General features: G+C 55.5%; 12 protein-coding genes and 1 pseudogene. 3 read left to right on the top strand and 10 right to left on the bottom strand.

Going from position 1 to position 11,941, the window contains the following annotated elements:
* Nucleotide 1: 1 nt before the first annotated feature.
* From HMPREF3178_RS27490 to HMPREF3178_RS27475, 5 genes are all read right to left on the bottom strand, one after another.
* Nucleotides 2-766, bottom strand: a complete 765-nt coding sequence (locus HMPREF3178_RS27490; RefSeq protein WP_004113760.1) for a fimbrial biogenesis chaperone — start codon at nucleotides 764-766, stop codon at nucleotides 2-4.
* A 17-nt stretch (nucleotides 767-783) separates the two neighbouring features.
* Entirely contained in the window at nucleotides 784-1,302 is a 519-nt protein-coding gene (locus HMPREF3178_RS27485) for a Csu type fimbrial protein (RefSeq protein WP_023321220.1), read from the bottom strand.
* 22 nt (nucleotides 1,303-1,324) lie between these two features.
* Entirely contained in the window at nucleotides 1,325-1,876 is a 552-nt protein-coding gene (locus HMPREF3178_RS27480; RefSeq protein WP_017145644.1) for a Csu type fimbrial protein, read from the bottom strand.
* Between the two features lie 578 nt (nucleotides 1,877-2,454).
* Nucleotides 2,455-2,598 (bottom strand): Ecr family regulatory small membrane protein, encoded by a 144-nt coding sequence (locus tag HMPREF3178_RS31395; RefSeq protein WP_142447463.1) that lies wholly within the window; start codon nucleotides 2,596-2,598, stop codon nucleotides 2,455-2,457.
* A 111-nt stretch (nucleotides 2,599-2,709) separates the two neighbouring features.
* On the bottom strand, nucleotides 2,710-3,654 hold the full coding sequence (locus HMPREF3178_RS27475) for a VirK/YbjX family protein (protein WP_004113756.1): 945 nt from the start codon (nucleotides 3,652-3,654) through the stop codon (nucleotides 2,710-2,712).
* Between the two features lie 165 nt (nucleotides 3,655-3,819).
* Here HMPREF3178_RS27475 and pphA point away from each other — a divergent pair, with 165 nt between their 5' ends.
* Nucleotides 3,820-4,473, top strand: coding sequence for a protein-serine/threonine phosphatase (gene pphA / locus HMPREF3178_RS27470; RefSeq protein WP_004113754.1), 654 nt, complete (start codon nucleotides 3,820-3,822; stop codon nucleotides 4,471-4,473).
* Here the strand turns inward: pphA and HMPREF3178_RS27465 are convergent.
* The 5 genes from HMPREF3178_RS27465 to yebS all read right to left on the bottom strand — a co-directional run bounded on the left by HMPREF3178_RS27465 (nucleotide 4,470) and on the right by yebS (nucleotide 10,512).
* On the bottom strand, nucleotides 4,470-4,661 hold the full coding sequence (locus tag HMPREF3178_RS27465; RefSeq protein WP_004103330.1) for a YdfD/YebW family protein: 192 nt from the start codon (nucleotides 4,659-4,661) through the stop codon (nucleotides 4,470-4,472). The genes pphA and HMPREF3178_RS27465 overlap by 4 nt on opposite strands.
* A gap of 98 nt (nucleotides 4,662-4,759) precedes the next feature.
* Nucleotides 4,760-4,999: a YebV family protein gene (locus tag HMPREF3178_RS27460; RefSeq protein ID WP_004103329.1), complete on the bottom strand. Its 240-nt coding sequence runs from the start codon at nucleotides 4,997-4,999 to the stop codon at nucleotides 4,760-4,762.
* A 115-nt stretch (nucleotides 5,000-5,114) separates the two neighbouring features.
* A complete protein-coding gene (gene rsmF / locus HMPREF3178_RS27455; protein WP_026055908.1) occupies nucleotides 5,115-6,548 on the bottom strand; it encodes a 16S rRNA (cytosine(1407)-C(5))-methyltransferase RsmF in 1,434 nt (477 codons plus the stop codon).
* A gap of 78 nt (nucleotides 6,549-6,626) precedes the next feature.
* Nucleotides 6,627-9,260, bottom strand: a complete 2,634-nt coding sequence (locus HMPREF3178_RS27450; protein ID WP_070585627.1) for a PqiB family protein — start codon at nucleotides 9,258-9,260, stop codon at nucleotides 6,627-6,629.
* Nucleotides 9,229-10,512, bottom strand: coding sequence for a membrane integrity lipid transport subunit YebS (yebS, locus tag HMPREF3178_RS27445; RefSeq protein ID WP_017145645.1), 1,284 nt, complete (start codon nucleotides 10,510-10,512; stop codon nucleotides 9,229-9,231). Before yebS ends, HMPREF3178_RS27450 begins: the two co-directional genes overlap by 32 nt.
* A gap of 132 nt (nucleotides 10,513-10,644) precedes the next feature.
* Here yebS and HMPREF3178_RS27440 point away from each other — a divergent pair.
* Both HMPREF3178_RS27440 and proQ read left to right on the top strand, forming a co-directional pair.
* A pseudogene (locus HMPREF3178_RS27440) lies at nucleotides 10,645-11,158 on the top strand (GAF domain-containing protein).
* 81 nt (nucleotides 11,159-11,239) lie between these two features.
* Nucleotides 11,240-11,923 carry an RNA chaperone ProQ gene (gene proQ / locus HMPREF3178_RS27435; RefSeq protein ID WP_004103320.1) on the top strand — a complete coding sequence of 228 codons (684 nt, stop codon included), beginning with the start codon at nucleotides 11,240-11,242 and terminating at the stop codon, nucleotides 11,921-11,923.
* The last annotated feature ends 18 nt before the right edge of the window (nucleotides 11,924-11,941 follow it).

The raw sequence follows: 11,941 nt of genomic DNA, 5'->3' as shown, positions 1-11,941 counted from the left end.
ATCAACGATCCGCCGGAATTTCCACCGCCTGGCCGTTATCTGTTAATTTCGCGAACAGGTGCATGCCTGAGGGGACTGAAGCGTTTCCCACCAGCGGGAAACAGCTCTTTTTCTGCGCCAGCACGTAGCCGAGCAGGCCATTGGCCTGAGCTATCTGGCCCTTGCCACCGGCATTGGCCCAGTAAACCGCGCTGAGCCGGGCATGCTGATTGCCGGTATTGTCGATGCACAGCGTCTGGCGGCTATTTTGCCGCGAGAGCGACCAGCGCAGCGTGGTTCTTACCGCTTCCACGGATCCATTGTTCTTCAGCGGGTTGATGCCCTGTCCGTAGGTAAACAACGGCAGGACATAGCGCATGCGCATTTTCAGTCCGGCGGAATTCTGTTCCTTCTGCGCCGTCGGTTCAGCGGCAGGAATCTCATCGATAACAATACGGTAGGATTGTTCTTTGCCAGCCGTGACGGGGGCGATGCGCATCAACCGTACCAGCTGACGCTGGCCGGGCGCGACGGTGGTAAAAGGTGGGCTGGCGACGACGTCACGCTGATCGGCATAGGCATCGGACGACCCTTTTTGGTCCCAGGAAAAAACGCGCAGCTGTAAATTAACCGGGGTAGCGCCGCGGTTTTCCAGCCACAGCTCTGACCCCTTTTCGTGGCTTTCGATAGTCTGGAAGATGGGCCAAACGAGGACGGAGCTTGCGGCCATAACGGAGCAGGGGAGAGATAAAGCGAATGTAAACAGCGCAAATCTACAGCGAATCATAGTTAACCTGTGATGATTTAATAGGTCAGCGTGACGGTGACCGTGTCGGTATAGGAGCCCACCGCCGGGAAGCCATTCGTGGCAAAAAGGCGGCCATAAACCGTATAGGTTTGCGTGGAGCTCGGAAATGATGCAACGCTCAGGGCCAGAGTACTGTTGCCCCAAACGTTAGCGCGGTTGGCATCCTGATAAAGCTGATAGGCCAGCGTGTTGCCGCCGCCGTTCGACATATAGCGCCGGGTGGCCGAACCGCCGTTTACGCCATAGTCGAGAGCGATTGAGATAGCGGTGCCGGGGGTACAGGTCACGATGATTGAGCCGGCGCCGGAAGTACTGGCGACATCAACATTGTTATAAAGCGATGACAGAGTGCCAAAACTCAAGGTGCCGAAATCCGTCGTTTGGGAGCCATCCCCCGCGCCAAGCGCGCAGCCAGCGGTTATCTGCGCGGAGACTTTGAAGGTCTTCTGGACAGTAGCGGCGTGGGCGCCCGAGGTAAAAAGCAGAAATAATATAAGCCACTCTGGTCGAAGCATGACGCCCATTTTCCTTATGCGATTACCAGGTTAACGTTGCGGTTACGATGTCGTCATACACATCGGCTGTCGGCGCGTTGACGCTCTGGTCTTCGGGGCGAATACGGGCAAAAACGGGGATAGCCTGCGGGTTGCCTGTGCCTACGATAGCGATTGTTCCGCCGGGTAAAATTTCCTGACTGCGGCCGGCATCGGCATAGAGCCGATAAGCAATCTGCTGGTTTCCTGCCGCGTTTTTCATGTAACGCAGAGCAGCATCGCCATACTGGCCGCCGTCCAGCGTCAGCGTTGAGTCAAGATCTTCGGTACAGGTCACGGTAAGCGCGTTACCTCCGCCGCTTCCGGTGACGCTTGCATCAATGGAGTTGGCTAAATCACCGTAGGCGCCGAAATTAATCGTGCCCCAGCGGTTGTTTTCTCCATTTCGGACGTTCGATACGCTGCAGCCGCTGCCAAGTGTGACCTGAACACTAATCTGGCCGCTTAATGTTCCCGCTGCGGAAGCCGGTTGCGTAAGAACTATGGCGCTCAGTAAGCCGCCCAGGATACTGCGCGATATCGTTTTCACGTTCATCGAAAACCTCTTAGTGGAAAGCCGCTGAAGAAAAACAACAATGTAGCGATAGTCGTGGGTCACCGTTTAACAACCACGGTTTTGTTGGTTAACGTATAGCTACTTCTGTGGGATATGGGTAACTTTGCGTTTATGACTGTGTTTTGGTTGTGAAATAGTTTTTTAGTCTGATTTATTGCTATTCTGTTGAAATAAAATTCCTTATGTTAATATTTTGTTGGTTTTATGTGTTTCCTTTGTTTTTTGAAGGAGCGAAAAGAGAATGCGATTTTTTTAAAATCACAATCGGGCGCAAAGTTTGAAACAAAAAATCTGGACAAAAAGGCGTGTGTAGACACTTACCGTGCGGTTGAGCGACAACGAGGAGAAAACACCTGCACGAAATCAGGCCCATAGTGCAGGTGAACTTTACGGGCCAACATCGGAAGTGACCCAGTATACACATTTGTATGACAAATAGAATAATAGATAAGAAAACGCCTTAAATTTTTTGCCTATTATTTTAACGGCGCTTGTCCGAGGTATTGCAAAGAAAGGATAGGCAGCTTAGAGGCGACAAAGAAATAACGCCCAGGGCATTATTCTGGCGTCACAAAAGAGGGGTACAGCGTTGTTTCAAGGTAGCTAACAATGAACCATATTTCGTCACTAAAAATAAACCAGAGAGCAGCGGACAAAATAATCAACAGGATAGCCAGCAGGAGTATTTCTGTTTTGCTCATAACTTCACTAGCCGTCCGCAAGGAGTACAACGAAGTTATGATAGTAACTAAAGCGGCGTAGAAGATGCAAACGCCGCTGTGCTAAACGGCGTTGATGAAACGTTTGCAGCGTTAATCGATGAGAATTGTCATCTGCGCAGCCATATCATCCAGCAGCTGGAAGCGGCGACGATATTCAGCGCGCTTCTTACTGGCAATGCTCTCAAGCGTCTTTCTTTCCAGCTTCAGTGGTAAGCGCCAGCGCCATGCACCGTCGGCTACCCCTTCGATAGATTGCCAGAATTCATCATAGCTGGCGTGGAAATGGCGCCCTTTGCTCAGACGATAGCGCAGCGCGCGGAAGACGTGACCGTTATCGCTGACTCCGTAAATATGTTGAATGCCGCAACGCGCCGCCATTAGCCAGATAAACTCCATCAGCAGGCGTTTCGGGAACAGACCGTAGCAGGCGCGGGTTGCTCGTTTAATCACTTCATGCGAAATATTGCTACGCGGCCCCTGCAGGCCGCCAATAGTTAACTGCCAGCGATCCTGCTGACGGGAAACGCTAAAAGTCGCGCTGGCGAGCACGATCCCATCGCCATCGCGCAGCCATAGGGTCGTTTCACCCTCGCGTTCAGCTTTGCCCGCCGAAGAGGCGGAAAGCGTAAACCGGCTGTCGTCCTTGCCTGCCAGCTCAAGCAGCGGCAGCTCATTCGCTGCGGTCATGGCATCAGCCAGGCGCGATCCGCCCAGCGAGTCGACAAACTGGTAGTGGCTGATAATCGCGTGCGCGCGCTGGCTGGCGTTGAGCCCGCGGGTTAAATACTGACGATGAACCTTGCCCGGCAGAGTCACCTGAGCGGTCAGTAGCTGATTGAAGTCCGCGCGCGCCGACAGGCTCTCCAGCATGCTGCGCGTTGGCGCATAAAATAATGCCGTGCGCAGTAAAAACTTCAGCCGGTAATTACGTTTTTGCCAGATGGGTGCAGGGGTGAGTCGCCCCATCACCAGGTCGGCAATAAGATTGGGGCGTCGTTCAACGACCCCGGCTGAATGCAGGCTGTTATCTGTCACGATGAATACCTCGTTGTTATTTAGCCTCTATTCTAGGGATATATCGTGAGGAGCTTAATGCCCTGGCGGACTATATTTGGCTTTCGTTTAAACTCGATTGAGGTGGCAATATTACGCCCGCGGCAGCGGGAGAATTTTCCTATAATTAGGTCAGGAGGACGAAATATGTATCAGCGTATTAACGGTTCCGCCTGGCGTAATATCTGGCTGGTTGGCGACCTGCACGGCTGCTTTGCGCGGCTGATGGAAGCCCTTCGCGAGCGCAGGTTCGATCCTTACCAGGACCTGCTTCTTTCCGTGGGCGATCTGATCGATCGTGGGCCGCAAAGCGCGGAGTGTCTGGATTTACTGCGCTATCGCTGGTTTTTCGCGGTGCGCGGCAACCATGAACAGATGGCGCTGGATACGCTTGCCGATGGCGAACCGATGCTCTGGGAAATGAACGGCGGCGGCTGGTATACGCAACGCTCAGAACAGCAGAAAGAGCGCCTCGCGCCGCTTATCGCCCGCTGCCGTCATCTGCCGCTGATTATTGAGCTCCACAGCGCTGAGCAAGTCCATGTTATCGCCCATGCGGATTATCCGGCGACGCTTTATCGCTGGCAGCAGGCGGTGGATGAGCATCAGGTGCTGTGGAGCCGACAGCGTCTTACCGATCATCTCTCCGGGCGTCACGGCGCGATTGCCGGTGCTGACCACTTCTGGTTCGGCCATACGCCGCTTAAACGGCGTTACGACTACGATAATCAGCACTATATTGATACCGGGGCGGTATTTGGCGGGGAGTTAACCCTGGCGGCGCTACAGAGGACGGGCTAAAAGTCACTGTACTCCTGGGCGGGCAGCCAGAAACTATCGATAAAATCCTCTACCGGAAAGCAGCCGCCGTGACGTATTCGCTGATCGTCCATCGCTGCGGTGCACTGCCGTTCGTTATCGTACACATCCACAACGATATCTTCACAGCCTCCGTCGAGGTAACAAATAAACAGCACTAAGGCAAACATCCCGGTCTCATATCCTGAAAAACATAGTTATAAGTGTAGGAGATGTCGGGAAAGCAGGGGGAATAAATAACCCGTCTCAGGCGACGGGTTCCTTTGAATCAGGCGAGACGCATGATCCAGGCATCGGACTGACGATCGTAGTGCTTACGGTAGAGGACGGAATGTTCACCATCAAGTATGGCGGGTACGCTGGTGTCCGCGTCCCATGCATCTAGCTGCATACATAAATCCGGATCGGATTTGCAGGGTATGCTTAACGTTCGCTCTCCCTGCTGTTCGCCGTGCAGTTCGGCGTCGTCTATTTCAAACGCGCCGATACGTACGCTGGTTTTACTCATAAATTCACCCCGTGGATCTGCTGATTTGTGGTACGACCAGTTAAGGCCGCCATTTTTCAGCGTAGACAAAGGTGCGCAAAGCGCCAGTGAAAAAATGCTGTTTTTCCGTTCGTCATCACGCTTTAGTGCTAAAAAGCTTTCCGTCGCGCACCAGTTCACGGGGATAGCTGTTTTTTAAACGCGAGCCGATTTTTTTCGCCAGTCCCAGCGGCGCGCCCTGAAACGTGACAATAACATCATCTTGCTGCGGCGGTACTGCAGGATAGACGTCACGACCGCGGTACCACTCTTCCGCTTCGGCCTGGGTCAGCTCAAAAGGGGCATCAGGCGCGGCAAGCGCAATGACCGCTTCGTGCTGCCAGCGATAGCCTTTGTTGTGGGTTTCGGCAAGACGGATACCGATGCGGGAAAAGCGCACTTTGCCGAATAGCGACTCGAGCGCGTGAGGGAATAGCCAGATTTCTTTATCCCGCTGCCAGAGCGTATGGTCAGCGTCCCAATGCAGGCCAACGGCGGCAGCTGCGGTCGCAATGGCGGCCGATTCGCGGCTTTTAAGCGGGATAAAGGGGAATTTACCGACCTTATAACCCGGCGCCGGCAGCGGTGCGATGGCGGCGGTTTTACGCAGACGGGCGACGAAGAAGCCTTCGCAATCGAAAATCTGCGGGAACACGTGCAGGAAACCCTCTTCGGTTAGCGCCTCGCTGGCCTGCGGGAACAGCGAACCGAGCGGCAGTACCTCTGCCGCCTGCGGATAGCGCGCCAGTAGTCCGTTGACCACGTCTTCGTTTTCTTGCCGGTTCAGGGTACAGGTGGAGTAGACCAGCGTGCCGCCGGGGCGAAGCGCATGAAACGCGCTGTCGATAAGCTCGCGCTGGGTCTCGGCGATACTGGCGTTGCTTTCCGGCGACCAGTTTTTTAACGCATCGGGGTCTTTCCGTACCACGCCTTCGCCGGAGCAGGGGGCGTCGAGGAGAATCGCGTCAAAACACTCCGGCAGCGCGGCGCCGAATACGCGCCCATCAAAATGGGTCAGCGCCACGTTGCCGATCCCGCAGCGGCTGATATTGGCGTGCAGCACTTTAACCCGGCTGGCGGAATATTCGTTGGCCAGGATCCCGCCTTTATTGCCCATGCGCGCGGCGATCTGGGTGGTTTTTGACCCCGGCGCGGCGGCGACGTCCATCACCCGGTTCGGCATATTTCCGTCGGCAAACAGCGCGGCGACTGGCAGCATGGAGCTCGCTTCCTGGATGTAAAACAGCCCGCTGAGATGTTCAGCGGTGCTGCCCAGCGGCAGGGCGTCGTCTTCCTCGCGATCGATCCAAAAACCCTCCTCACACCAGGGTACCGGCGTTAGCTGCCAGCCGTAGGGGGCGACCAGCTGCAAAAAGTCAGCCACGCTGATTTTTAGCGTATTTACGCGAAGGCTTCGGCGCAGGGGGCGCTGGCAGGCGGCGATAAAGTCAGCGAAAGAGAGATGCGTCGGCATTGCCGTACGCATTTGAGCGAGGAATTCTTCAGGAAGATAGACAGCGTTTTGAGCCACGGGGAGCGCACCACAACGAAAAAAGGGGGCGTAGTTTACCATAAAGGCTCCGGCGACGGACACCGGAGCCTGTTATGCTTAGCGCGGCAGGGCGGTACCCCATTCGCGCCACTCTTTCGGTTCACTCTCCAGCAGCAGGAAGTGTTTACCATCCTGCGCTTTCGGCGCCAGCGGCGTACCCGGAGGCGTCGCAAAAGCGATGCCGCCGCGAATGAACTGATTGAAGGTACCGGTTTTCACCACGCCGCCGATCAGGCCAAAGTCGAGGCTATAACCAGAAGCCAGCCAGAACACCGAGTTGTTGCGCACCAGATACTGATAACGTTTACTGATACGCAGCTGTACCATGACGCGATCCGACATCGAACCGAGCATCAGGCCGGTAACCGTACCGACTTCAAGCCCGCGGAACAGCACCGGCGTGCCGATACCCAGCGAACCGGCTTCGGGTACTTCGACGATAATGCTCAGGCCGTCGATATAACGTGAATCGCTAATCGTGGTTTCCTGAATTTCAAAATCACGGCGCGGCGCACCGCGTCCCGGCTCCACGTTAATATAGGCCTGGAAGAGCGTATCCAGATGCTCGACGCCCGCTGCGGAAATCTGCGGAGTAATCACCGAGAAACGCGTGCCGGCGCGGGCGAAGGTGTTGACGTATTCCGGATAGAGAACCGCTTTCGCCTGCACTTCGTTTTTCGCGGTAATTAAATTCAGCGATTGGATCTGCCCAATATCAATCCCCAGGTAGCGAATCGGCATACCTTCGGCGATTTTACCGGCGTCAAAGGCGTGCAGGGTTATCTGGCCACCCACCGCGCGGGCGGCGGTTTCCGACGCATACAGCACGCGTTTATTATCGATACGCGCGCTGGCGCTGGCGCCGCTCAGATTATCAAAGCTTATCGCGCCTTTCAGCGCGCGGGAGAGCGGGGAGGCCTGAACCGTCAGGCCGCTGCCGTTAAGCTGCACTTTCGCGCCGCCTTCGGCCCAGAACACGCTGTTACTGGTGAGCAGATGGCGATATTCCGGTTTGATATGGATGTTGATCTCAAAAGCGTTCTTGCGCGGCTGAACGGTGATGATTTCCCCGACTGCGAATTTACGATACAGCACCACCGATCCTGCCTGGACGTCCGGCAGCGTCTCAGCTGAGAGCGTGAGAGTGGTGGTCGGCAGATCGCTCATGCTGTTTTCCAGCGCTTTTTCCTGGTTGGCGTACAGCGGATAGCGGCTTTGCATCGCCCCTTTGTCGCCCGGAATAATGCGGATCCCGCCGTTGACCCATTCGCTGGCGCTGGCGCCGAGGAACTCCACGCCATCAATACCGACTTTGACGTCGATACGGCTATTGACCACGAATTTGCTGTCGCCGCGCACCAGTGAACGGTACTCGGGCATGACTGCGACCTGGAAAGTGACGCCGTCGGCGTTTAGCTTGCGCTCCAGAACCTGGCCAATCTGAACGCCGTGCAGGAGCAGCGGCTGCCCGGCATCAATACCGTAGCTTTCTGGCGCGGTGAGCGTGACGGTTGCGACATCCGGTTCTTCCAGGATGGATTTATCGGCAGGCAGCACCGCAAACTGGTTGCGCGGTTCACCCTCGCCGGGGACCAGCTCAAAGGTGGTACCGGTCAGCAGGGCGCTGACGCTGGGATTATCCAGCGAGATTTTCGGCTTCTTCATCTGAATCAGCGTCTTCTCGCGCAGCAAGCTGACGACGCTGGGATCGACGGTCATTTCGCCGGTGACTTTCCCGTCAGCATTGAGATTCAGTTTACTGAGCTGGCCGACCTCCAGACCCTGATACATCAGCGGTGTAGAGCCCGCTTTTAACCCTGCGCCGTCCGGAAGGTCCAGTTTAACCACCACTCCGCGCTGGCTGTGCGCCAGGTCTTCGTATAAGTGATAATCGGTATTCTGCTGAGCCTGCGGAGAATCATCGGGGGAATCAAAGGCGATAGCGCCGTTCACCAGCGCGGAGAGGCTGTCCAGCTGAACTTTAGCTCCGCTCAGGCTGACGTCCGCCTTTACGCCGGATACGTTCCAGAAGCGGCTCTCTTTTTTCACCAGATTGGTGAAACGCCGCTCGATCAGTACATCAATCGTGACGCCCTGATTGTTCGGATTAATGGCGTAGTCATACACCCGGCCGACCGGAATCTTACGGAAGTAGACCAGCGAACCGCTGGTTAACGAGCCTAAATCCGCTGACTTGAGATGGATCATCAGCTCGCCGTTATTAATGTGGTACTTCGGCTGGGTATCGAGGGCGACAAAATGATCCTCGGGCTCGCCCTGACCTGGCATCATGCCGATATAGTTGCCGCCAACCAGCGCATCCAGGCCGGACACGCCGGCAAGCGAGGCTTTCGGCGTCACCAGCCAGAACTGGGTCTCCTTGCGCAGCGCATCTTTCATATCGCCTTTGACGCTGGCAGAAACCTCGATTTTACTCAGATCTTTGCTTAGCGAGATATTCTCGACCGTACCGACTTCTACCCCCTGATAGCGGATAGGCGTCCGTCCCGGAACGATGCCGTTGGCCGACTGGAAGTCGATGACGATCGTCGTACCGCGATCCTGATAGCTGGTCCAAATCAGCCAACCGGCAATCAGCAGCGCGATGACCGGCAGCAGCCAGAACGGTGAAATGCGGCGTTTAGTTTTAATCTTGGCTTCAGTCGGCGAAGCGGGCGTTTCCTGACTCATGTGCGTCCCAAAGTAAGCGGCTGTCCAGCCATTCAACAGCAAGGATAGTTAAAATTACCGCGGCGCCAAAATAGACCGCGGCGGGCCCCATCGTAAACGCGAGGAGCTGATCGCGGTTGATCAGCGACATGGTTAATGCGATGACAAAAAGATCCAACATAGACCAGCGGCCGATCCAGGTAATCAGCCGCAGCAGCAGGATGCGGGTACGTAGCCCCTGTTCACACTTGAATTGTATGCTGACCAGCAGGGTAAACAATACAATAACTTTGGTGAATGGGACCAGAATACTGGCGATGAACACCACCCCGGCGATGGCGACGTTGCTGCTGGCCAGCGACATAATGCCGGAAAGGATGGTGTCTTCCTGACGCGCGCCGTTGACGTAGATGATCGAGATCGGCAGCAGGTTGGCAGGAAGCAGGAAAACCAGTGATGCGATCAGCGCAGCCCAGCTCTTTTGCAGGCTTTGCCGGCGTCGATGGCGCAGAGGCGTGTGGCAGCGGCGGCAGCGCCCGCGCGCATCGCGATGTCCGGTATAATGGCAGCCCAGACAGACCTGAAGATTTTCATCCGGGCGCAGCGCCGGGCGCTGGGGATAAAAACGCTCCCAGAGCTCTTCAACGTTCATATGGATAAGCGTCAGGATACTGAGCAGCGTGAGGGAAATATAGGCGACAAGCCCGATACCCGGCTGCAGGAAGGCGTAATCCTGCACTTTAATGGAGGCGACGCCGATGCCAACCAGGTAAATATCCAGCATTACCCACTCCTTGAGCCGCTCCAGCATCAGCAGTATCGGTCGCAGATTCATGCCCAGCACGTTGCCCAACCACAGGTAGGCGATTGACACCACCAGCAGCACCGGCGCGACGACCGCGCAAAAGAGCACCATCGCCGCCGTGAGCGGATCGCCCTGGCCGGTCATTTGCCAGATGCCCTGAAGGACGTTAGCGTCGATACGCACGCCCAGCAGATGCAAACGTAGCAGCGGTTCGCTCCACGCAAAAGGCATCAGCAGCAGCATAGCGATCGCCATGCTGCCCAGCCGGGTAAGCGACCAGTCGCGGCCATCGCGCACTTTGGCGTTGCAGCGAGGGCACCAGGCGCTTTGATTCTTTTTGAGGACCGGTAAACTAAACAGCAGGTCGCACTGTGGGCAGCGCTGATAGTGAGCGTGCGCAACAGGGGCGCTGACCGAGTAGACGATCATCTTTTTTGCTGGCGTAATCCTGGGTGTTTTTAGTGGCATTTATAACTTACAGAAATGAATGTATCTCTCTATCTTAACTCAGGAATGAATTCATCTTGAGCATGAATGCATTTAAAGCTTATTTTATTAGGCTGTAAGTGTAAGGCAGTAAGACAACTAAGCGATCATATAATGAACAAATCAGAATTCTACGCGGATTTAAACCGCGATTTTCAGGCGTTAATGGCAGGCGAAACCAGCTTCCTGGCGATGATCTCAAATACCAGCGCGCTGTTATTTGAACGACTGGCGGAAGTGAACTGGGCCGGTTTCTATCTGCTGGAAGGCGATACTCTCATCCTCGGGCCGTTCCAGGGCAAGCTGGCCTGCGTGCGTATTCCGGTAGGACGCGGCGTATGCGGGACTGCCGTCGCGCAGAATCGCGTGCAGCGGGTCGAGGATGTTCACGCCTTTGATGGCCACATCGCCTGCGATGCCGCCAGCAATTCGGAAATTGTCTTCCCGCTACGGGTGAACAATCAAACCATCGGCGTCCTAGACATCGATAGCACGGCGCATTCCCGCTTCACCGTTGAAGACGAGCGGGGTCTGGCAGAACTGGTCTCGCATCTGGAAAAACTCATTTCTGCCACGGATTATCAAAAAATATTCACCCGCGTCGCAGGATAATCAACGGATAACGTAGCATTTACCGAGGACGTCATTATAATGACGCCTGTTCATGCCTGCGGCTTGTTGGCTACGTCCGTTGTAATCAGGAAATTTCATGGAAAATCAACCTAAGTTGAATAGCAGTAAAGAAGTCATTGCGTTTCTGGCCGAACGTTTCCCTCAGTGCTTTAGCGCTGAAGGCGAAGCTCGCCCCCTGAAAGTCGGTATTTTTCAGGATCTCGTTGAGCGCGTTGGCGGAGAGATGAATCTCAGCAAAACCCAACTTCGCGCTGCTTTGCGTCTTTATACTTCGAGCTGGCGCTATCTGTACGGCGTTAAGCCAGGCGCTGTCCGCGTTGACCTTGACGGCAACCCGTGCGGCGAACTGGAAGAGCAGCATGTCGCTCATGCCCGCCAGCAGCTTGAAGAAGCAAAAGCCCGCGTTCAGGCGCAGCGCGAAGCGCAGCAGGCCAAAAAACGTGAAGCCGCTGCCGCAGCAGGCCAGCCGGAAGAGGGAGCACGTCGCGAGCGTAAACCGCGTCCTCAGCCTCAGGCTCGTCGCAAAGAAGGCGCTGAGCAGCGTAAACCACGCCCGGCAGCAGCAGCCAAAGCGCCGCGCGAAGAGCGTCATACCCCTGTATCAGATGTGTCTGTATTGACCGTTGGCCAGGCACTGAAGGTGAAAGCAGGCAATAATGCAATGGACGCCACCGTCCTGGAAATCACCAAAGATGGCGTTCGTGTACAGCTGACTTCTGGTATGTCAATGATTGTACGCGCAGAACACCTGGTGTTCTGAAACGGAGGCCGGGCCAGG

The sequence above is a fragment of the Klebsiella sp. HMSC09D12 genome, assembly GCF_001808475.1.
Classification (GTDB): domain Bacteria; phylum Pseudomonadota; class Gammaproteobacteria; order Enterobacterales; family Enterobacteriaceae; genus Klebsiella; species Klebsiella oxytoca.
The sequence above is the reverse complement of the archived record's forward strand: the minus strand, read 5'-3'. Positions and strand labels throughout refer to the sequence as shown.